This window comes from Nocardia sp. NPDC055029 (assembly GCF_053608525.1).
This window is the reverse complement of sequence record NZ_JBSGVQ010000034.1, coordinates 62,000-82,874: the sequence shown is the minus strand read 5'-3', so window position 1 is coordinate 82,874 and position 20,875 is coordinate 62,000. Positions and strand designations below refer to the sequence as shown.

Sequence of the window (20,875 nt, the reverse complement as noted above, 5' to 3'; positions counted from 1 at the left end):
CGGGGTCAGGCGTTGCGCGGTGCGCGCAGTAGGTCGACCAGATCGGCGACGGTCTCTTCGGCCGGGCGTGGCCGGTAGCCGAGCTCGCGTTCGGCCTTGCCGTGATCGACAACCGGCGCCGACAGGATCGCGCCGAGCGCCGCCTTGGACAGGATGTCCGAGCCGAGACGCTTGCTGATCGGCTCGACCACCGGCAGGATCGCGCCGAGCGCCTTGGCCGGGATCGCGAAACGCGGGCCTTTGGCGCCGGTGCGTGCCGCAGCCATTCGGCACAGGTCGATCAATGCGGTCATGTACCCGCCGAGCAGGTAGTTCTCGCCCGTGCGGCCCTTCTCGCCCGCCAGGATCAGGCCATGGGCGACATCGCGCACGTCGACCAGGTCGAACCCGCCGCCGATCATCACCGGCACGCGCCCGCGCATCGCGTCGGCGGCGATGCGGTTCAGCCGGGACAGCCGCTCGGGGTGGTCGACCGGGCCGTAGACGCCGGTCGGGTTCACGATCACCGCATCGAGACCGCGCTCGATCACCGGTCGCAGCGCCTGCTCGCCCGCCCATTTGGACCGGTCGTACACCGGCAGTCCGGGATCGGCGGAGCGGACGGTGGTCTCGTCGATATGCCCGCCCGCGCGGTACTGGTCGAAGGCGTGGATGGAACTGGTGTGCACGAACCGGCGCACGCCGACCTCGAGTGCCGCCTCCGCGGTGATCCGCACGCCCTCGGTGTTGACCCGCCACGCCAGGTCGTTCTTCTCGGCGAGGGTGATCAGCGCGACCAGGTGATAGACCACCTCGGCGCCCGCCAGCGCCGTGCGCATCGACGCCGGATCGAGCACATCACCGGAAACCCAGGTGACGGCCGGATCGGACGTGGTCGGTGCGGCACGATCGATGGCCACCACTTCGTGGCCACGCTCGACGAGCTGCGGGATCAGGTTGGTTCCGAGGTAGCCGGCTGCGCCGGTCACTGCGACCTTCATTTCGCCGAGGATATAGAACATGTTCTAGTTTTGAAAGCGAATCCCGCAGATCGGGGCCGACACGGCTCGATAGAGGTCGGGGTATTCGGTTATATTTGGCGCACTGCGCCCTCGGGCGGCCGTGACGGGAGTTTCTCGGCCACCGATCGCGGTCTCAGGGCAGGCTTTTCACGACGAGTTGGGGGATTCGCATGACCGATCTCTCGGTGCAAACCGATGCCGTCACCGCGTTCGCGGCCACGAACGCCGCGGTGGCGGGGGATATCGCCGCGGCAGGTATCACCGACGCGGCGGGCAATGTCGCCGCGATGACCCCGGTGTTCGGGCTCATCGGCGCCGACTACCTGGCGATGTTCGCGGCCGCGCAGGCCTTGCAGGCCAAGGACATCAACGATCTGTCGGCCAAGTTCTCCAAACTCTCCGACGCCGCGTTCAAGTCCTCGGTGACCTTCGACGCGACCGACGTCGCCAACGCCGCCGACCTGGCGCGTCAGGCCGCCGGAATCGGAGGCATCGCATGAAGCCGCTGAGCGGCGACGCCGGCGTCATCACGCCCGACACCGCGCTGGCCACCGCCGACGCCGCGACCCAGTCCGCGCTGGGCGCCGTCCCGGTCGACCACAGCGCCCAGGCGATCCTCGACGTGTCGCTGATGCAGCTGCCCGAGGACATCGCGACCAGCGAGGATCCGGTCTTCACCCTCGCGCAGAAGATCACCGAGGAGACCCAGAACGGCGCGGTCTCCCCGGCCGGGCTGTCGGGTCTGTCCGGGCTCGGCACGGGCGGCACCGTCGACGCGCAGGACATCCTGTCCGGTGTCGCCACCGACGCGTCGACGGCACTGAGCGGCGTGCAGAGCACGCTCACCCAGGTCGCCGCGCCCGCGCTGACCACCGCGCAGACCGCGTTCGACTCGGCCAAGAGCGCACTCACCGGCACGTCGGCCTCCGGTGCGGCGAGCACGGGCAACGGCGCGAGCTCGGCTGCCGCGACCTCGCTGACCGAGGATCCGGTTTCCGCGCTGCTCAACGGGGTGTCGATTCCCGCGCTGCCCGGCATCGACTCGCTGTTCGACCCGATCCTGCAGCTGCTGAGCAGTTTCGGCACCGGTGTGTTCGGCTCGCTCGATCCGACCACGCTGCTGAGCAATTCGTCCACGCTGATCGACTCGGCGATGAGCGTCGCCCAGGGCGGCCTCAAGACCGTCCAGCAGCTGTGGGAGGGCGAGGCCTCCGACGCCGCGAGCGCCGCCAGCCAGCAGGCCCAGGTCGAAGGCCAGGACACCAGCCAGCGCGGCTTCGATATCGCCGCCCTCACCGAGCAGGCCGCCGCCGTCGTCCAGTCGGGCAACGCGCAGCTGTCGGCGATCGCGACCACCTTCGCCGCGCAGGCCACCGCGCTCGCGCCGACGATCATGCTGCCGCCGACCCAGGCCACGCTGATCGGCCTCGCGACCGAACACCTCGGCTCGGCGGTGACCGTCGTCAACTCCACCCGTGGCCAGCTGGCCGGGCACACCGCCCAACTCGGCGGCGTTGTGCAGCAACTCGTCGGACAGAGCGGCCTGCCCTCCCCGGAAGAAGTGCTCAGCGCCGCCTCCGAGAACATCGCCGAACCACTGCTCACCCAGGCCGAAGACGCATTGTCCGGCACGGGCGGCGACTCCACCGCCGCCGCGAGTGCCTCGCCGACCGCGACCACCCCAACACCCGGCGCGACGACGCCGTCTGGCCTCGGCTCCGGTGGTACGGGCGGCAGCGGTGGTACCGGCGGTGCGCTCGGGGCGCTCGGCACGGCCCGCGGTGGATCGGGCGGCTCCGGTGGTGGCACCCCGAGCACGGGGACCCCGAAAGCCACGACCGCCGTGCCTGGTTCGGCCCTGCCCGGCGGTCGTGTCATGACCACCGCGATGGGTGGCACCGGTCTCGGCAACACCACGACAGCGGGCACCAGCGGCTCCGGTTTCATGGGCGGTGGTGCCGGCGCGGGCGCGGGCCAGCGCAGCAACGACGAGGAACACGGCCGCACCGTGCAGCCCTACCAGAGCCGCACCGGCAACGACGACCTCACCGGCCCACTCGGCGAATCGACGCCGGAGGTCATCGGCGCGGTCCACGAGGACGAACGCGACGCCGACGAAGACCGGTTCTGAGCTCGGACGACGCCGCCCCGGACACCGTGCTCAGGTGTCCGGGGCGTCGTCGTCAGCTCAGCGCTTTTCCTTGAAGGCGTCGACCAGCTTCTTGCAGAGGTCGGTGAAGCGCTTGCGCGCGGCCTGCTGGTCCGCGTTCAGGCCGTCGGTGGAATCGGGGGAGTAGACGACGAGATGGGCATCGTCGACCAGGTCCTCCGGCATCAGATCGATGATCGTGGTGCCCTTGCCCTCGCCGGACGGGATGCCGAAGTCGACCTCCTTCAGCGCGTTGATCTCGTCCCGCGCGGCCGAGATCACGTCCTCGGCAACGGTTCCCGTCACCTGCTTGGCCGCCGTCTCGGGCTTGCGGTCCTTGCTCACCGCATCCGGGGAATGCACGGCCTTGCCGTCGGCGAAGACCTGCAGCACCGGCCGCAGGTCGGTGCGCTGGGACCAGCCGTCGGGGATCGTGGTCACGCTGATCAGGGGTAGCGGCGCCGGCTCGGCGTTGGCGACGGCGCTCACGCCGGGCAGGGCGAGAGCGCAGACGAGCAATCCGGTCATGGTCAGGCGCATGGGTTCCCCTCGGTCGAAAAACGATGTGTCGGTGTCGCGTCGGGGGTCAGCGTAGCCCGGGCGGGTTGTTCAGGTCACCCGCGGAATAGGTATCGCACGCCTTGACCGAACCGGTCTTGTAGCCGGTGAGGAACCACTTCTGGCGCTGCTCGGACGATCCGTGCGTCCACGACTCGGGGTTGACACCGCGCCCGGCGGAGCGCTGGATGCGGTCGTCGCCGACGGCGTTGGCGGCCGAGAGCGCGTCGCGGATGTCGTTGTCCGACAGGGGCTTCAGGAACGGCTGGGTGCTGCCCGGCGCGGGCTGCTTGTCGGCGTAGTGGGCCCAGATGCCCGCGTAGCAGTCGGCCTGCAGCTCGGTGCGGACCGCGCCGGACTTGGCGCCCTGCGGGTCGCGCTGGGCCCGGCCGATGTCGCCGAGCTGGTTCTGGATGTGGTGGCCGACCTCGTGCGCGACCACGTATTCCTGGGCCAGCGGGCCCGCGTTGGCGCCGAACCGGTCGGTGAGATCCTGGAAGAAGGCGGTGTCGAAGTAGGCGGTCTGGTCGGCGGGGCAGTAGAACGGGCCGACGTCGCTGGTGGCATTGCCGCAGCCGGTCGACACGGCGCCGGAGAACAGCACCAGCTGGGGCTCGACATAGCGGGTGCCGGTCTGCTTGGGCAGTTCCTGCGACCACACCCCGTCCAGGCTCTGCGCGGTCGCCACCACCCGGCAGTCGACGTACTTGTTGGCGTCGGCGCCGGTCTTGCAATGGCTCGGGGTGCCCGCGGTGCCCGGCTGACTCTGCTGGGTGTCCTGCACGCCGGTGAAGTTGCCGAGCACCGACCCGGGATCACCGCCGAGCAGCAGCGTGATCACGAGCAGGATCAGACCACCGGCGCCGCCACCGACGGCGAGCTTGCCACCCATACCGGGGCCGCCGCCGGAGGAGGCCCGGCCGGGATCGATCTCCATACCTTCGTTGAAGGTCATCGCGGTACTCGCCTTCGCTCGGTTGTCCAGCTGTCCTGCAGCGCGATTCACCGCGGGCGGACCCTCGCCGGCGGGCATGCGTCACAAGCTTGACACGGCGCGGCGAGATATCGGTTTTCCCTCGGGGATCGTGTCTCACTACGATGGCAGTGCACCTGGTCTTCCCCGCCGGTGCGACGAGTCCGCAAAAGTCTGTCGAAAGGAATACCGTGCTGCGCACCCACTTGGCTGGTTCGCTGCGAAGCGAGCACGCCGGTCAGACCGTCACCCTCACCGGCTGGGTGGCCCGGCGTCGTGACCACGGTGGCGTGACCTTCATCGATCTGCGCGACGCCTCCGGTGTCGCGCAGGTGGTTTTCCGCGAGGGCGAAGCTGCCGAACAGGCGCACAAGCTCCGCGCGGAATTCTGTGTGCAGGTCACCGGTGTGGTGGAGCAGCGTCCCGACGGCAACGAGAACCCCGAGCTGCCGACCGGGCAGATCGAGGTCAACGTCACCGACCTGGTCGTGCTCAACGAGAGCGCCCCGCTGCCGTTCCAGCTCGACGAGACCCCCGGCGACGAGGCCCGCCTCAAGTACCGCTACCTCGATCTGCGCCGCGAAGGCCCCGGCCACGCCATCCGGCTGCGCTCCAAGGTCAACGCCGCCGCCCGCGACGTGCTGGCCCGCCACGAGTTCATCGAGGTGGAGACCCCCACGCTGACCCGCTCGACCCCCGAGGGCGCCCGCGACTTCCTGGTCCCCGCGCGCCTGCAGCCGGGCAGCTTCTACGCCCTGCCGCAGAGCCCGCAGCTGTTCAAGCAGCTGCTGATGGTCGGCGGCATCGAGCGCTACTTCCAGATCGCGCGCTGCTACCGCGACGAAGACTTCCGCGCCGACCGTCAGCCCGAGTTCACCCAGCTCGACATCGAGATGAGCTTCGTGCGCCAGGAGGACGTGATCCTGCTGGCCGAGGACATCCTGGTCGCGCTGTGGAAGCTGGTCGGCCACGACATCACCACTCCGATCCCGCACATGACCTACGCCGAGGCGATGCGCCGCTTCGGTTCGGACAAGCCCGACCTGCGCTTCGGTATCGAGATCACCGAGCTCACCGACTACTTCGCCAACACCCCGTTCCGGGTGTTCCAGTCCGAGTACGTCGGCGCGGTCGTCATGCCGGGCGGCGCGAGCCAGCCGCGGCGTCAGCTCGACGCCTGGCAGGAATGGGCCAAGCAGCGCGGCGCCAAGGGCCTGGCCTACATCCTCGTCAACGAGGACGGCACCCTGGGCGGGCCCGTCGCCAAGAACCTGACCGACGCCGAGCGGGATGGACTGGCCAAGCAGGTCGGCGCCGAGCCGGGCGACTGCGTGTTCTTCGCCGCGGGCGCGGTCAAGTCGAGCCGGGCCCTGCTCGGTGCCGCACGCGGCGAGATCGCCCGCAAGTGCGACCTCATCGACCCGAACGCCTGGGCCTTCGTCTGGATCGTCGACGCGCCGATGTTCGAGCCCACCGCCGAGGCCACCGCCAGCGGTGACGTCGCCCTCGGCTACTCGGCCTGGACCGCGGTGCACCACGCGTTCACCTCGCCCAAGCCGGAGTCGATCGACACCTTCGACACCGACCCGGGTTCGGCGCTGGCCTACGCCTACGACATCGTCTGCAACGGCAACGAGATCGGCGGCGGTTCCATCCGTATCCACCGCCGCGACGTGCAGGAACGCGTGTTCCAGGTGATGGGCATCGGCCACGACGAGGCGCAGGAGAAGTTCGGCTTCCTGCTCGACGCCTTCGCCTACGGCGCCCCGCCGCACGGCGGCATCGCCTTCGGCTGGGACCGCATCACCGCGCTGCTGGCGGGCGAGGACTCGATCCGCGAGGTGATCGCGTTCCCGAAGACCGGTGGCGGCGTCGACCCGCTCACCGACGCACCCGCCCCGATCACCGCGCAGCAGCGCAAGGAGGCCGGTATCGACGCCAAGCCCGAGGTCAAGGGCGACGGCAAGGCCGCCGACGCGCCGAAAGCTGTTGCCGCCGAGAAATAGCGGTCGCTGACCGCAGCCGGTACCTTCTGGTCAGTTCCCGTGCCGCCCCGGCGGCACCGACCAGAAGGGCCACCGGTGCTGCATCTGCGTGTGATCAGTCCGCCCGAGCAGACCGACGCCCTCGTGCGGGCGCTCGAAGCCGACGCGGGGGTCACCCATCTGACGGTCGCGCGCGGGATCGCCGTGGAACCACAGGGCGATCTCGTGCAGGCCGACGTGGCACGCGAGGCCGCCAACAAGGTCCTCGCCGACATCAAGGCCCTCGGGATCGAGCAGACCGGTGGTATCACGCTCGGACCCGTCGAAGTGGTGCTCTCCGATGCCGCCGACCGGGCGGTCAGGGCCGCGCCCGGTGACCCGAGCGAAGCTGTGGTCTGGGAGCAGCTGCTCGAGGAGACCCACGAGGAGTCCTCGCTCAACGCGACCTTCGTCGCGTTCCTGACCATCGCCTGCCTGCTGGCCTCGATCGGGGTGGCGACGAACTCGCCGGTCACCATCGTCGGCGCCATGGTGGTCGGCCCCGAGTTCGGGCCGCTGGCGGCGCTGTCGGTGGCGCTGGTGCGCCGCAACTGGCGGCTGGCGCGGCGCTCGGTGATCGCGCTGGCCGTGGCCTTCCCGGTCGCGATGGTGATCACGCTGGCCGCGACCCTGCTGTGGGAGCGGCTCGGCTGGATCACCACCGAAGGCGTTGTCGACGCCCACGACGTGGACTTCATCTACCAGGTCGGGCCGTTCTCGCTGGTCGTGGCGATCCTGGCGGGAGCGGCCGGCATGCTGTCACTGGTGACGGCGAAATCGGCGGCCCTGATCGGCGTGTTCATCTCCGTCACCACGGTGCCCGCCGCCGGGTACGCGGTGGTGGCGGCGACCATCGGCCAGTGGCACCGCGCGTTCGAGTCGGTGGGTCAGCTGGCGGTGAACCTGCTCGGCATCGTCGTCGCGGGCGTCCTCGTGCTCGGGCTGCGGCCGCGCGCGGGCGACGAGGCGGGTCCGGTCGGCCGGTTCAAGCGGGCCATCGGGATGCGCACCCCGCTGCGGCACTGAACTCCGGGCTCAGACCCGGGCGACCGGTCCCGCGGTGAGCATCCGGTAGGAATAGGTCACCGCGATCGCGCACACCGGGCCTGCGACGAACAGGCCGAGCCCGCACAGCGCCAGACCGACGATGGTGACCAGAGTGACCGTCAACGCGAGCAGCAGCGAGGCCCACAGGTTGGCCAGTACCAGCACCGCGCTCGCCTTGATCGCCTCCAGCGGACCGTAGTCCTGATCGATGACGAAGTGCAGCGAGAACATGCACAGGAAGCCGACCACCAGGCCGGGCAACAGGCACAGCGACGAGGCGAGCAGGGTCGCGGCGAAGGCGAGCAGGGCCGTCAACAACACATTGCCCGCGTTCACGAATCGGAAGAACGACCCGAAAGCCGGTGGGTAACCGTCGGTTTCGTAGAGCGCGCCGCGGATCATCACCGCCTGCAGCAGCCACAGCCCCACCGCGACCGCCAGGAACAGGAACAGCACGGTGAACAGCGAGGTGGGATCGAAGATCTGGACGATCGCGAGGACGGCCAGATAGAGGAGCACCCCGACCGCGGTGACGCCGAGCCACGGACCCGGATTGGTGCGGAACCGCTCCCAGCCGTAGCTCAGCGAGCGGCCGATATCGAGTGCTTGTGCTCCCGAATGGTAGTAGCCCGGCGTCTGCCCGCCGCCGGTGCCCGACACGCCGGGCGCGGGGGCGGCGCCATACCCGGGATTGTTCGGTTTCGCCTGCGGCGTGCCGTAGCCGGGACCGGTGCCCGCCGGCCCGTACTGTGGTGTGGCGGCGGCCGGTCCGGCAATCGGCGGCGCGGGCTCGAGTGGTTCCTCGCCGTACTGCGCGGCGCCGGGCCCTTCGAATTGCGGATAGCCTGCGCCACCGGCCATTCCATGCCTGCTCGGTCCGGAACCGGACGCGGGCGGCTGCCCCTGTCCCTCATGGCGGCCCGTGCCATCGGCGAACTGTCCGCCACCGCCGGAGCGCGGCGACCCACCCGGTGAATCGCTCGATGCGGCGTACGGTGTGTCGGTCACTGTGGTAGACCTTTCGACTCAACCGGTTTGCGGTGTGGCGCACAGCAGTTGACGATGAGAAAACCCGACGACAGTCGGGTGTGTCAAGCGAACAGTCACACTCGCGCAACCTCGGTGCCAACACGCCGGGCGACGCGGAAAGGTTGTGTAACCGCTCGCTAGAAGTGACCAGGTACGAGTAGCTTGAGAGGCGATGACCGCACTATTGGCCGAACGCGCCGCCGACGTCGTGTCCGCAGCACAACAGTTGCTCACAAAGCGAATGGGTGCTGCGGTGAAACTGAGTGATCCGATGGAGCTCAGTGGCAGTGGTAGGACGACAGTCCTACGCGTGCGTGTTGCGGAAAACGCCTTTTCGCTGCCGCGCACGCTGATCGTGAAGCAGGTGCGCGGTTCTGCTCAGGACCGCAGCACCGGTGGCATGGCACCTGGAGTCACCAGCATCGACGCGGCATTCCTGCGCGAGGCGGTGTCCTACCAGTTCACCACCGCGCTGAGCCGCGAACAGCGCCCTGGCGCCTACCTGATCGCGCACAGCGTGCCCGACCGGCTGCTGGTGCTGTCCGATCTGGGCGACAACGCGCTGCTCACCTCCGTGCTGCAGACCCGCGCCGAGCCGGGCACCCGTAACGCGCTGATGGCCTTCGCGCAGGCGCTGGGCCGGATGCACGCCGCGACCGTCGGCCGCGAACCGGACTTCGTCGCCCTGATGCGCCGGGTCGACTCGGTGCATCGCGTCGACGGGATCGCCCAGCAGGCCCAGGCCGCGATCGCCGATGTCCCCGGGCTGCTCGAGGCCGAGCTCGGCATCGAGGTGCCCGGCGAGATCGCCGAGCGCATCGTGCACGGCAACCGCCTGTTCACCGGCGGCCGGTATCGCGCGTTCAGCCCGTCGGACCTGTGCCCCGACAACGTGATCATGAACGACGAGGGCGCCCGGTTCCTCGACTACGAGTGGGGCGGTTTCCGTGACGCCACCCTCGACATCGCCTACGCGCTGGTCTCGTTCCCGGGTTGCCTGTGCGATTTCGAGCTCTCGCGCAGCCGCGCCAGGGAGATGGTCGAGGCCTGGCGCTCGGTCGTGGTCGGGGTGTGGCCGTCGCTGGCCGACGACACCGTGCTGGCCGAGCGAATCCTCGAGGCGCGCCTGATCTGGGTGTGGCTGTCGACGTACTGGTTCCTGCCCGCCGATCACACCCGCATCGCCACCGCGCGCGAACACGGCCTGTCCGTGCCGCGCTCGGAGGCCCTGATCAACCGCTGGTCGGCCCTGGCCGAGGACGCGCGGGTCACCGGGGACGACGCCGTCGGCGACTTCGCCGAGCAGGTGTCGGCGATGCTGGAAGAGCGCTGGGCGGAGTAAGCGAGCCAGACGAACGCAGGGGGGTTGCGTGTTTTCCAGCTACGCGATGTCTGCACCGATCGACGTAGCTGTGCGAGGATTTCCATGGACGACCGATCTGTTGCCGCACCATCGCCTGCATCGCGCCGGGATTCGGCAGCTGGTCCCGAGCCGGACATGGATCGGTTCGTCGATTTCCTGCGCGCGGTGTCGATAGTTGTTGTCTGCGTAGGACACTGGCTCGTCATCGCACCGGAGTACCAGGACGGCGAGCTCGTCGTGCCGGAGATTCTCCTGCTGATTCCCTGGACACAGTGGCTGACACTCGGCATGCAGGTGATGCCGCTGTTCTTTCTTGCCGGCGGATTCACCGCGGCCCACTCGTGGACAAGGAGGAAGCGCGAATCCGCGGAGTGGGCGCACAGCCGGGCGCTTCGCCTGCTCGTGCCGACTGCCCTGTACGTCGGTATCGCGATCCCGATTCTTGCTCTTGCCGGCGCGCTCGGGCTGAATGCCGGCATTCGCGCGGATGTCCGCTGGTTGCTGGCGTCGCATTTCTGGTTCCTGCCGGTCTATCTGGTCGTCTCGACCCTGACGCCGTGGCTGTTCGCCGCGCACATCCGATGGGGTTTGTCGCTGCCGATCGTGCTCGGTGGTGCCGGTGCCGCGATCGACTATGCCGCCGTTCGCCTGGATGTGTACGTTCTGGGGCTGATCGGCGGCCTGATGGTCTGGGGGGCGATCTTTGCTCTCGGCTTCTCGTGGTACCAGCGGCGGCTGAGCGTTCGCCACCTGGCCGGTATGGCGATTCTCGGCGCGACCGCCTACACCGCGCTCGTCTGGTTCGACGTGTACCCGTTGTGCATGCTCATGGTTTCCACCCAGGAAGTCGGCAACACCAACCCGCCGTCGGCGGCTTTTCTCTTCTTCGCCGTTGCTCAGGTCGGGGTAGTTCTGCTGATCGCGCCCGCGCTGCGCGGGCTGCTGGCCCGGCAGGCTGTCTGGGCGAGAGTTCGCGCGATCTCGGCATCGAGTATGACCGTGTACCTGTGGAACTTCGTCCCGGTTGTCACGGTGGGGACGCTGTTGTTGTCGACCGGAATCGCGCCGGAGTTCACTGTCGGTTCGGGCGGATGGTGGTTGCAGCGTTCCGTGTGGCTCACTGTGCTGGCCGCCGTGATGATGGTCGTGCTGGCAGCTGTCCGGCCCGTGCAGAATCGGCTCGTCGGTGCTGTCTACCGGGGTCTCGGCAGTGATATCCGGGTGCGTCCGGGCCTGGTCTCGGTCGGCTGGATGGCAGCGTTCCTTCCGCTGTGTTTCTGGACGTTTTCCGGGCTCGGATCTTCCGGTGCGCTGACTGTGCCGGCGTTGCTCATGTTCGCCGGGGGAATGGTGATCCTGGGCCGGCTGTCGATTCAGCGAGGCGCTGCGGCGTAGTTTCCCCGGCGACGTGCTCAGTCCAGCGGGGTCGGCCTCGGTTCGACGCGCCCACCCGCCGGGACGGCGAACGACACGCCGTGCCGCACGCCGGTCGCCGGGTCGGTGACATCGGCGACGTAGAACCAGTCCATCTGCGTCTGCGCCGGAGTCACCTCGAGCACGCCGAAACCGTGCGAGTCGAGTTCGGTGTAGCGCAGGTGGTGATTGGCCGCCTTGATGGCCTCTTCGGCCGGAACCGACGCGGTGCGCGGCGGCATCTTCAGCAGGTCACCGACGCTGGAGGAGGTCACCGACGGGATGACGAACTCGGCGCCGACCGTGGGACCGCCGGGATAGTCGGCGGCGCTGAGCGGCAGATCGGCGGCCCAGGAGGTGTGGATGTCGCCGGTGAGGAACACGACGTCGCCCACCTTGTTGTCGGCGATGGTCCGGAACAGGGTGTGCCGGTCGGCGGTGTAGCCGTCCCACTGGTCGCCGTTGACGGTCAGGCCGCCCTGCGGGATGCCGAGCGCCTCGGTGATCGCCTGGGTGGTCGCCGGTTCCAGCGGCGGGAACACCAGCGGCGCGACCATCACCGAGTTGCCGATCAGCTTCCACTGCGCGGGGGAGGAGGTCAGGCCCGCGGTCAGCCAGTCCATCTGGGCGCGGCCGGTGATGGTGCGGGCCGGGTCGTCGGCGTTGCGCCAGCCGGCGCCGGGGCCCGCCTCGTGGTCGCGGTAGCTGCGCAGGTCCAGCATCGACAGTTCGGCGAGGGTGCCGAACCGCAGCCTGCGGTAGATCTGCACCTCGGTGCCGGTGCGGGTGGCGCGCACCGGCATCCACTCCAGGTAGGCCTGCGCGGAGGCCGCGCGGCGGGCGCTCCACGGACCGCGCACGGCCGGATCGTGGTTCTCCGAGCCGTCGCGCCAGGAGTTGTCGGCCGACTCGTGATCGTCCCAGGTGCAGATGAACGGCACCGACGCGTGCAGCGCCATCAGGTCGGGGTCGGTCTTGTACTGGCCGTGCCTGGTGCGGTAATCGGCGAGGGTGACGATCTCATTGGCGGGCTCGTGCGCGCGCACCGCGCCGCCGCGCCCGGTGTACTTGCCGCGGCCGTACTCGTAGAGGTAGTCGCCCAGGTGCACGACCGCGTCCAGGTCGGTGCGGGCGGCCAGGTGCCGGTAGGACCCGAACCAGCCCGCTTCCCAGTTGGAGCAGGAGACAAGGCCAAGACGTAGCCGCTCGATGTCGCTGTCGTTCGCGGGCGCGGTCCGGGTGCGGCCGACCGGGGACGTCTCGCCGAGGGCGGTGAAGCGGTAGAAGTAGTCGGTGGCGGGCGCCAGGCCGGTCGCGTCGACCTTCACGATGTGGTCGGTATCGGCGGTGGTGGTCACCGTGCCCGAGGCGGCGATGCCGGCGAAGGACTCGTTCGCGGAGATCTCCCAGCGGACCGTCGCGGGGGCGCCCAGGCCGGAGCCGGGGGTGGCGTCGTCGGCGACGCTGACGCGAGTCCACAGGATCACCGCGCCGGGCAGCGGGTCACCGGAGGCGACACCATGGCGGAATACCGCGCTCGCCGCGTGCGCCGTCGCGGAACTCAGCACCACGACCGCGGCCGCCGCCGTCCCGCCTTTGAACAGGGTGCGCCGGGCGAACTGCCCTGTCGCGGAGGTGATGACGGCGTTGTTTTCGACCACGAGGAGCGATCTCATCCCACGAACCGGCTTACGCGCAAGTCTTGTTCGTAAAGTTGGTCGATCGTTCAATTTTTGGTCGGGCCGCCTCCGCCGCCGCGAACCTGTCCGACCGCGTCGGTACCCTGCTCGACGTGAGCGAGAGCCTGTTCGACGTGCCCGGAGAACGCGCCGCGCCCGAGCACGGTCTCGACGCGGTGGTCCGGCGCGACCCCGGTGCGCCGCTGGCGGTCCGGATGCGGCCGCAGTCGCTGGACGAGGTGATCGGCCAGCAGCATCTGCTCGGTCCCGGCTCGCCGCTGCGCCGCCTGGTCGAGGGCTCGGGCGCGGCCTCGGTGCTGCTCTACGGCCCGCCTGGCACCGGCAAGACCACCCTGGCCTCGCTGTTGTCGCAGGCCACCGGCCGCCGGTTCGAGGCGCTGTCGGCCCTGTCGGCGGGGGTCAAGGAAGTCCGTGCCGTCATCGACGTGGCGCGCCGCAGGCTGTCGGTGGGGGAGCAGACCGTCCTGTTCATCGACGAGGTGCACCGATTCTCCAAGACCCAGCAGGACGCGCTGCTGGCCGCGGTCGAGAACCGGATCGTGCTGCTCGTCGGCGCGACCACGGAGAACCCGTCGTTCTCCGTGGTGTCACCGCTGCTGTCGCGCTCGCTGGTGCTACAGCTGCAGTCGCTCACGCCCGCGGACATCCGGCAGGTCCTCGATCGCGCGATCGCCGATCCACGCGGGCTGGCGGGCGAGTACAAGGTCACCGACGACGCGCTCGACCACCTCGTGCGCATCGCGGGCGGTGACGCGCGGCGCGCGCTGACCGCGCTGGAAGCCTCGGCCGAGTCCTCGCTCGACGGCACGGTCGACGTCGAACTGGTCGAGGCCAGCGTCGACAAGGCCGCCGTGCGCTACGACCGCGCGGGCGATCAGCACTACGACGTGATCAGCGCCTTCATCAAGTCCATCCGCGGCTCCGACGTCGACGCGGCCCTGCACTACCTGGCGCGGATGCTCACCGCGGGCGAGGACCCCCGCTTCATCGCCCGTCGCCTGATGATCCACGCCAGCGAGGACATCGGCATGGCCGACCCGATGGCCCTGCAGACCGCCACCGCCGCCGCCCAGGTGGTGCAGCTGGTCGGCCTGCCCGAGGCCAAACTGGCCCTGGCCCAGGCCACCATCCACCTCGCCACCGCGCCCAAGTCCGGTGCGGTGACCTCGGCGCTCGGCGCCGCCATGGCCGACATCGCCGCGGGCAAGGCGGGCGCGGTGCCACCGCATCTGCGCGACGGCCACTACGCCGGTGCCGCCGCCCTCGGCAACGCCAAGGGCTACAAGTTCCCGCACAACGCCCGCGAGGGTGTGCTCGCCCAGCAGTACCCGCCCGACGACCTGGTCGGCACGGACTACTACCAGCCGACCGACCACGGTTTCGAGCGCGAGGTCGGCGGCAGGCTCGGCAAACTGCGCCGCATCATCCGCGGGAAGTAGCCCCGCGCACGGTGTCACCGAGACCACGGACTCCGGCGGAAAACAGGTGGAATGCAGGCGGTAAGCTGGACTGCTGTGCAGACCCACGAGATTAGACGGCGTTTCCTGGACCATTTCGTCCGTGCCGGACACACCGAGGTGCCCAGTGCCTCGCTGATCCTGGCCGACCCCAACCTGCTGTTCGTCAACGCAGGCATGGTCCAGTTCAAGCCGTATTTCCTGGGGCAGGAGGCGCCGCCGTACTCGCGCGCGACGAGCGTGCAGAAGTGCGTGCGCACCGGTGACATCGACGAGGTCGGCGTCACCACCCGGCACAACACGTTCTTCCAGATGGCGGGCAACTTCTCCTTCGGCGACTACTTCAAGGAGGGTGCCATCACCCTTGCCTGGGAGCTGATCTCCAAGTCCCAGGAGGAGGGCGGCTTCGGCTTCGATCCCGAGCGCATCTGGGTGACCGCCTACGAGTCGGACCCGGAGGCCGCCGAGATCTGGCATCGCGTCGCCGGAATCCCGAAGGAGCGAATCCAGTTCCGCGACGGCAAGGACAACTACTGGGACATGGGCGTGCCCGGTCCCGGTGGCCCCTGTTCGGAGATCTACTACGACCGCGGCCCCGCCTACGGCAAGGAAGGCGGCCCGGTCGCCGACGAGGATCGCTACCTCGAGATCTGGAACCTGGTCTTCATGCAGGACATCCGCGGTGAGCTGAGCCCCAAGCTGGGTCACCCGCCGGTCGGTTCGCTGCCGAGGAAGAACATCGACACCGGGATGGGCGTCGAGCGCGTCGCCATGCTCCTGCAGGGTGTGGAGAACGTCTACGAGACCGATCTGCTGCGCCCGATCATCGACAAGGCCGAGGAGCTGACCGGCCGTTCCTACGGCGTCGAGCACGCCGACGACGTGCGTTTCCGCGTCATCGCCGACCATGTCCGCAGCTCGGCGATGCTGATCGCCGACGGCGTGAACCCCGGCAACGACGGCCGCGGCTACGTGCTGCGCCGCCTGCTGCGCCGCATCGTGCGCTCGGCCCGCCTGCTCGGCGCCGAGAAGCCGGTGATGGCCGAGCTGATGAAGGTCGTCTCCGACCTGATGTCGCCGTCGTACCCGGAACTCGGCACCGACTTCGCCCGCATCGAAACCGTCGCGGTCGGCGAGGAGACCGCCTTCCTGAAGACCCTGAACACCGGTGAGACCCTCTTCGACAATGCCGCCACCGCGGTGAAGTCCAAGGGCGGCAAGCAGATCACCGGTTCGGACGCCTTCGCGCTGCACGACACCTACGGCTTCCCGATCGACCTCACCCTCGAAATGGCCGCCGAGGCGGGCCTTTCGGTGGACGAGGAAGGCTTCCGCTCGCTCATGGCCGAGCAGCGCAAGCGCGCCAAGGACGACGCCCAGGCCCGCAAGCACGCGCACGCCGACCTGACCGTCTACAAGGAACTGGTCGACCGCGGCGCCACCGAGTTCACCGGCTTCGACGAGCTCACCTCCGAGGCGAAGGTACTGGCCCTGATCGCCGACGGCGTGCGGGTGCCCGCCGCGCAGGCCGGTCATGACGTCGAGGTCATCCTCGATCGCAGCCCGCTCTACGCCGAGGCCGGTGGCCAGATCGCCGACCGCGGCACCATCACCGCCTCCGGTCTGAAGCTGCGCATCAACGACGTGCAGAAGATCGCCAAGAAGCTGTGGGTGCACAAGGCCACCGTCGAGCAGGGCCAGATCACCGAGGGCGATGTCGTGCTCGCGCAGGCCGATCCGGCGTGGCGCAAGGGCGCCACCCAGGGCCACTCCGGCACGCACATGGTCCATGCGGCGCTGCGTCAGGTGCTCGGTCCCAACGCCGTGCAGGCAGGCTCGCTGAACAAGCCGGGCTACCTGCGTTTCGACTTCAACTGGCAGGGTGCGCTGACCGACCAGCAGAAGGCCGACATCGAGGCCGTCTCCAATGACGCTGTCGGTGCGAACTTCCCGGTGAACACCTTCGTCACCGACCTGCCCAACGCCAAGAAGATGGGTGCGATGGCCCTCTTCGGCGAGAACTACGGCGACGAGGTGCGCGTCGTGGAGATCGGCGGCCCGTTCTCGATGGAGCTGTGCGGTGGCACGCACGTCGAGCACAGCTCGCAGATCGGCCCGATCACCGTGCTCGGTGAGTCCTCGGTCGGTTCGGGTGTGCGTCGCGTCGAGGCCTTCGTCGGCCTGGACTCCTACCGGTACCTGGCCAAGGAGCGCGCGCTGCTGGCCGGTGTCGCGTCCTCGCTGAAGGTGCCCTCGGACGAGGTGCCCGGCCGCGTCGAGCAGCTCGTGGAGCGGCTCAAGGTGGCCGAGAAGGAACTCGAGCGCACCAAGATCGCCGCGGTGCTGTCCTCGGCGGGCACGTTCGTCGAGCAGGCCGAGCGGATCGGCTCGCTGCTGCTGGTCGCCGCCGCGGCGCCCGAGGGCGTCGCCGCCGGCGACCTGCGCACCCTGGCCACCGACATCCGTGGCCGGTTCGGCAGCGACCCCGCGGTGGTCGTGCTGCTCGGCAACACCGACGGCAAGGCGCCGTTCGTGGTGTCGGTCAACAAGGCGGCCCAGGATCTCGGCATCAAGGCGGGCGATCTGGTCGGCAGCTTCGGCCCGAGCATCGCCGGTCGCGGTGGCGGCAAGCCGGAGATGGCGCAGGGCTCGGGTTCGGATCCGTCGGGTATCCCGGCCGGTCTGGCCGCGGTCCGTGCCCGGGTGGCCGAACTCGCCGGCTGATGCCAGCCACTGCTGGTCCAGCCGAACAGGACCCGGCCGACCGTCCGGACGCGGCGACCGACCCCGGACGGGGCCGTCGCATCGCCATCGATGTCGGCAGCGTGCGGATCGGGGTCGCGTCGAGCGACCCCGACGGTATACTCGCGACTCCGGTGGAGACCGTGCCGCGCGCCAAACCGGCGAAATCCGGTGGGCGCGCGGCCGGTCCACCCGCCGACATCAAAAGAATTGCCGACATCGTGCAGGAGTACGAAGCCGTCGAGGTTATCATCGGGCTCCCGCGCACGTTGCGCGGTGAAAACGGAACAGCGGCCACCATCGCGCGCAAGTTTGCCCGCGAGTTGCGCCGGGTGATCGACCCGATTCCGATACGCCTTTCCGACGAACGTTTGACTACGGTGTCTGCTGCACGTGCGCTGCGCGACAGCGGAGTTCGCGCACGTGGCCAGCGGCAGGTGATCGACCAGGCGGCAGCCGTGTCGATCCTGCAAGGATGGTTGGACGAGCGGAGTTCGGTGTTGAAGGACGCAGCAGACACGGCGAGCGTGGTCGGAGACGATGCATGACCGACCGATGGGCCAGGGCCGAGGAACGCTACCGGGCGCGGGAAGCTGATCGGCGCTACCCCCGGCGCGACGACTGGGGCCTGGACGCCCGCACGGCGCGCGACGAGCCGCCAGCGGCCGAGCCCCCCGGCTGGGACGACGAGGACGGCACCGATGTCATCCCGCGCTACGAGGACGAGGTCTACGACGACGAGCCGGAGCCCGAGCCGGAACCGGAACCGGCCGCTGCGGCACCCCGTCGGCGTCCACCCGCGGGCCGGGCGGGCGCTGCCGGAGGTCCCAAGGCCGACCGTGTGCGGGGCACAGAGGCCTCTGGCCGGGGCAAGGAGGCCTCGGGCCGCAGCAAGGCGACCTCGGGGCGGAGCAAGCGATCGCGGATCGCCTCGCGCAAGGCGGCCGAGCGGAAACGTCGCCGCCGCAACCTCTGGGCGGTCGGCGCGGTGCTGGTCGTGCTGTTCGTCTCCGCCGCCGGTTTCGCCGGCTACAAGCTGATGAGCAGCTTCGCCCCGCCCGCGGATTTCGCGGGCCCTGCCGGTGCGCTCGTCGTCGTCCAGGTGCACTCCGGTGACACCGCGACGCAGATCGCCGGCGCCATGCACGATCGGGGTGTGGTCGCCAGCCGCGAAGCCTTCTACGAAGCGGCCGTGCGGAACGCGGGGATGAACAGCGTGCAGCCCGGGTACTACGCGGTCGGCGTGAACAGCCCGGCCGCCGACGCCGTCGCCACGCTGGTCGGCGGGAAGTCGCGAGTCGGCAACGTGACCGTCTCCGAGGGCCGGTTGCTGCACGACAAGCACGACGCGAACACCGGTGGGCGCTACGACGGCATCTACCGCAAGGTCGCCCAGGCCAGTTGCTACGGCACCGACAAGAAATGCGTGACCTACGAACAGCTCGACGCCGCGGGCCAGAGTATGGACCTGGCCGGACTCGGCGTGCCCGAATGGGCGATGAAGGGCGTGCGGGAATCCCCGGACCGCTCCAGGCAGCTCGAAGGTCTGATCGCGGCGGGCAACTGGGACTTCGACCCGAGCGGGACCCCGCAGCAGATCCTGCGGCAGTTGGTGACCTCGAGCGTGCAGCGCTACGAGTCGACCGGACTGCTGCAGTCGGGCCTCACCACGAGCCTGACGCCGTACCAGACCCTGATCGCCGCCTCCCTGGTGGAGCGTGAGGCGAAGCCGCAGGACATGGGCAAAGTGGCCAGGGTGATCGTGAATCGGCTGAAGGTCGACCAGATGCTGCAGTTCGACTCGACGGTGAACTACACCCTCGACACCACCGAGGTGGCGACCACCAACGCCGACCGCGCCAGGGAAACCGCGTGGAACACCTACGCGATGCAGGGCCTGCCCGTGACTCCGATCTCGGCACCGTCGCTGGACGCGTTGCGGGCCATGGAGAATCCGGAGCCGGGGGAGTGGCTGTACTTCGTCACCGTCGACAAGGAGGGCACCACCCTGTTCACCGACAGCTATCAGGAACACCTGCGACTGGTCACCCAGGCGCAGCGCAGCGGCATCCTCGACAGCTCCAAGCCCTACGGTGGCTGAGCGTCGCAAGGCGGCGGTGCTCGGCAAGCCGATCGCGCACTCGCGTTCGCCCCAGCTGCATCTGGCCGCCTACCGCGCCCTCGGCCTGGACTGGACCTACGAGCGCGTCGAATGCGATGCCGCGCAGCTGCCCGGACTCGTCGGCGGCCTCGGCCCGGAATGGGTGGGGCTGTCGGTGACCATGCCGGGCAAGGAAGCGGCGCTGGCCTTCGCCGCCGAGCGCACCGAGCGGGCCGTGCTGGTCGGCTCGGCCAACACCCTGGTCCGCACCGAGACCGGCTGGCGGGCGGACTGCACCGACGTCGACGGCGTGTTCGGCGCCCTGCGCGGCGGCGGTGTCGAGGCGATCGACGAGGCGGTGGTGCTCGGTGCCGGCGGCACGGCACGACCCGCGCTGCTCGCGTTGTCGGAACTGGGCGCGAAGACGGTCACCGTGGTCGCGCGCGATGCCGGCCGGGCCCGCAGTGCGGTGGCGCTGGCCGAACAGCTCGGCATGCGGCCGTCGGTCGTGCCGCTCGACGCGGAGCGGGTGCGCGCGGTGTGCGCGTCGGCGGGGGCCGTCGTGAGCACCGTGCCCGCCGAGGCGGCTGCCGCTGTCGCCGAGGCCGTCGCCGTCGCGCCGGTGGTCCTCGACGCGATCTACAACCCGTGGCCGACCCCGCTGGCCGCCGCGGTCGAGGCGGCCGGGCACACGGTCGTCAGCGGGCTGCAGATGCTGCTGAACCAGGCCTACGGTCAGGTCGAGCAGTTCACCGGTCTGCCCGCGCCGCGCGCGGAGATGGCCGCGGCGCTCGCCTGATCCGCAGAATTGATACCTGTTCTAGTTTTTACCGGTTAAGGTGTTGCTCATGACCGCTTGGGTGTTGCGAGCCACCGTTCTCGGCGCGTTGGTCGTCGCCTTACGGCTGCTGCTCGGATTCGCGATGGCGTCCGCGCCGACCTACGGCACGATCTGGCGGGCGGGCTGCCTCGTGGTGATCGTGGCCGTCGTCGTCGCCTGGGGCGTGCGCGACGGCCGTTCGGGTAGTGCCGCCGATCTCACCGTGCGCTGGCTGGCCGCGGGCGCCGTCGCCGGGCTCGCCAGCGGCGCGGTGTGCTGGGTACTCGATCAGGTGCCGGGGATCGAACTCGGCGATGCAGGGGCGCTGTTCGAGCTGACGTCCGCGGCCTCGTTCATCATGCTGCTGATCTTCCTGCCCGCGCTGGCCGGTGTCGCGTTCGGTCGCCGCCGCGCGCGGCGCACCACCGAATCCGCTGCTCCCGTCACCGAACCGGAGTTCGCGCCCGCCACCTGAGACCCGTGGTGTTCGTGCCCGGC

17 protein-coding genes are annotated in these 20,875 nt (G+C 69.6%); 12 read left to right on the top strand and 5 right to left on the bottom strand.

From position 1 onward, the window contains the following. Positions 1–5: 5 nt before the first annotated feature. The gene (locus ACWF9G_RS25735; RefSeq protein ID WP_379311367.1) at positions 6–980 is read right to left on the bottom strand and encodes an NAD-dependent epimerase/dehydratase family protein; all 975 of its coding nucleotides are present in this window, start codon (positions 978–980) and stop codon (positions 6–8) included. A 191-nt stretch (positions 981–1,171) separates the two neighbouring features. Between ACWF9G_RS25735 and ACWF9G_RS25730 the strand changes: the two genes are divergently transcribed. Together ACWF9G_RS25730 and ACWF9G_RS25725 are read left to right on the top strand one after the other, a co-directional pair. Continuing rightward, the gene (locus ACWF9G_RS25730; protein ID WP_379032372.1) at positions 1,172–1,501 is read left to right on the top strand and encodes a type VII secretion target; all 330 of its coding nucleotides are present in this window, start codon (positions 1,172–1,174) and stop codon (positions 1,499–1,501) included. Then, positions 1,498–3,132, top strand: a complete 1,635-nt coding sequence (locus tag ACWF9G_RS25725; protein ID WP_452518408.1) for a hypothetical protein — start codon at positions 1,498–1,500, stop codon at positions 3,130–3,132. The genes ACWF9G_RS25730 and ACWF9G_RS25725 overlap by 4 nt, the downstream gene beginning before the upstream one ends. 57 nt (positions 3,133–3,189) lie before the next feature. Here ACWF9G_RS25725 and ACWF9G_RS25720 read toward each other — a convergent pair whose 3' ends face one another. Then, positions 3,190–3,690, bottom strand: coding sequence for a hypothetical protein (locus ACWF9G_RS25720; RefSeq protein ID WP_452506768.1), 501 nt, complete (start codon positions 3,688–3,690; stop codon positions 3,190–3,192). 46 nt (positions 3,691–3,736) lie between these two features. Further along, positions 3,737–4,663 (bottom strand): KPN_02809 family neutral zinc metallopeptidase, encoded by a 927-nt coding sequence (ypfJ, locus tag ACWF9G_RS25715; protein ID WP_452518406.1) that lies wholly within the window; start codon positions 4,661–4,663, stop codon positions 3,737–3,739. A gap of 209 nt (positions 4,664–4,872) precedes the next feature. On the opposite strand from ypfJ, the gene aspS reads away from it, so the two are divergent. Together aspS and ACWF9G_RS25705 are read left to right on the top strand one after the other, a co-directional pair. Further along, positions 4,873–6,687 carry an aspartate--tRNA ligase gene (gene aspS / locus ACWF9G_RS25710; RefSeq protein WP_379310283.1) on the top strand — a complete coding sequence of 605 codons (1,815 nt, stop codon included), beginning with the start codon at positions 4,873–4,875 and terminating at the stop codon, positions 6,685–6,687. A gap of 75 nt (positions 6,688–6,762) precedes the next feature. After that, entirely contained in the window at positions 6,763–7,731 is a 969-nt protein-coding gene (locus tag ACWF9G_RS25705; RefSeq protein ID WP_452518404.1) for a DUF389 domain-containing protein, read from the top strand. 9 nt (positions 7,732–7,740) lie between these two features. On the opposite strand, the gene ACWF9G_RS25700 is transcribed toward ACWF9G_RS25705, so the two are convergent. Then, on the bottom strand, positions 7,741–8,760 hold the full coding sequence (locus tag ACWF9G_RS25700; RefSeq protein WP_379310281.1) for a DUF2189 domain-containing protein: 1,020 nt from the start codon (positions 8,758–8,760) through the stop codon (positions 7,741–7,743). Positions 8,761–8,953: 193 nt separating this feature from the next. Here ACWF9G_RS25700 and ACWF9G_RS25695 point away from each other — a divergent pair, with 193 nt between their 5' ends. Then, positions 8,954–10,123, top strand: a complete 1,170-nt coding sequence (locus ACWF9G_RS25695; protein WP_379310280.1) for a phosphotransferase family protein — start codon at positions 8,954–8,956, stop codon at positions 10,121–10,123. A gap of 156 nt (positions 10,124–10,279) precedes the next feature. Continuing rightward, positions 10,280–11,539, top strand: coding sequence for an acyltransferase family protein (locus ACWF9G_RS25690; RefSeq protein ID WP_452518402.1), 1,260 nt, complete (start codon positions 10,280–10,282; stop codon positions 11,537–11,539). Between the two features lie 17 nt (positions 11,540–11,556). Here the strand turns inward: ACWF9G_RS25690 and ACWF9G_RS25685 are convergent, their stop codons facing one another. Then, entirely contained in the window at positions 11,557–13,233 is a 1,677-nt protein-coding gene (locus tag ACWF9G_RS25685; RefSeq protein ID WP_452518400.1) for an alkaline phosphatase D family protein, read from the bottom strand. Between the two features lie 86 nt (positions 13,234–13,319). On the opposite strand from ACWF9G_RS25685, the gene ACWF9G_RS25680 reads away from it, so the two are divergent. From ACWF9G_RS25680 to ACWF9G_RS25655, 6 genes are all read left to right on the top strand, one after another. Then, positions 13,320–14,696: a replication-associated recombination protein A gene (locus ACWF9G_RS25680; protein WP_452518425.1), complete on the top strand. Its 1,377-nt coding sequence runs from the start codon at positions 13,320–13,322 to the stop codon at positions 14,694–14,696. Positions 14,697–14,771: 75 nt separating this feature from the next. Continuing rightward, the gene (gene alaS, locus ACWF9G_RS25675) at positions 14,772–17,438 is read left to right on the top strand and encodes an alanine--tRNA ligase (RefSeq protein ID WP_379310277.1); all 2,667 of its coding nucleotides are present in this window, start codon (positions 14,772–14,774) and stop codon (positions 17,436–17,438) included. Continuing rightward, entirely contained in the window at positions 17,438–18,004 is a 567-nt protein-coding gene (gene ruvX / locus ACWF9G_RS25670) for a Holliday junction resolvase RuvX (RefSeq protein ID WP_379310276.1), read from the top strand. Before alaS ends, ruvX begins: the two co-directional genes overlap by 1 nt. Next, complete coding sequence (locus ACWF9G_RS25665) at positions 18,001–19,557, top strand: endolytic transglycosylase MltG (protein ID WP_452518397.1); 1,557 nt, start codon at positions 18,001–18,003, stop codon at positions 19,555–19,557. The genes ruvX and ACWF9G_RS25665 overlap by 4 nt, the downstream gene beginning before the upstream one ends. After that, entirely contained in the window at positions 19,550–20,356 is an 807-nt protein-coding gene (locus ACWF9G_RS25660) for a shikimate dehydrogenase (protein WP_452518395.1), read from the top strand. The genes ACWF9G_RS25665 and ACWF9G_RS25660 overlap by 8 nt, the downstream gene beginning before the upstream one ends. Positions 20,357–20,405: 49 nt before the next feature. Beyond that, positions 20,406–20,852: a B-4DMT family transporter gene (locus ACWF9G_RS25655; protein WP_379310273.1), complete on the top strand. Its 447-nt coding sequence runs from the start codon at positions 20,406–20,408 to the stop codon at positions 20,850–20,852. The last annotated feature ends 23 nt before the right edge of the window (positions 20,853–20,875 follow it).

What these genes read in the sequence shown, in the direction of transcription:
- ACWF9G_RS25735 (WP_379311367.1), bottom strand. Translation starts at nt 980, where the DNA reads ATGAAGGTCGCAGTGACCGGCGCAGCCGGCTACCTCGGAACCAACCTG.
- ACWF9G_RS25730 (WP_379032372.1), top strand. Translation starts at nt 1,172, where the DNA reads ATGACCGATCTCTCGGTGCAAACCGATGCCGTCACCGCGTTCGCGGCC.
- ACWF9G_RS25725 (WP_452518408.1), top strand. Translation starts at nt 1,498, where the DNA reads ATGAAGCCGCTGAGCGGCGACGCCGGCGTCATCACGCCCGACACCGCG.
- ACWF9G_RS25720 (WP_452506768.1), bottom strand. Translation starts at nt 3,690, where the DNA reads ATGCGCCTGACCATGACCGGATTGCTCGTCTGCGCTCTCGCCCTGCCC.
- ypfJ (WP_452518406.1), bottom strand. Translation starts at nt 4,663, where the DNA reads ATGACCTTCAACGAAGGTATGGAGATCGATCCCGGCCGGGCCTCCTCC.
- ACWF9G_RS25695 (WP_379310280.1), top strand. Translation starts at nt 8,954, where the DNA reads ATGACCGCACTATTGGCCGAACGCGCCGCCGACGTCGTGTCCGCAGCA.
- ACWF9G_RS25690 (WP_452518402.1), top strand. Translation starts at nt 10,280, where the DNA reads ATGGATCGGTTCGTCGATTTCCTGCGCGCGGTGTCGATAGTTGTTGTC.
- ACWF9G_RS25685 (WP_452518400.1), bottom strand. Translation starts at nt 13,233, where the DNA reads ATGAGATCGCTCCTCGTGGTCGAAAACAACGCCGTCATCACCTCCGCG.
- ruvX (WP_379310276.1), top strand. Translation starts at nt 17,438, where the DNA reads ATGCCAGCCACTGCTGGTCCAGCCGAACAGGACCCGGCCGACCGTCCG.
- ACWF9G_RS25665 (WP_452518397.1), top strand. Translation starts at nt 18,001, where the DNA reads ATGACCGACCGATGGGCCAGGGCCGAGGAACGCTACCGGGCGCGGGAA.
- ACWF9G_RS25655 (WP_379310273.1), top strand. Translation starts at nt 20,406, where the DNA reads ATGACCGCTTGGGTGTTGCGAGCCACCGTTCTCGGCGCGTTGGTCGTC.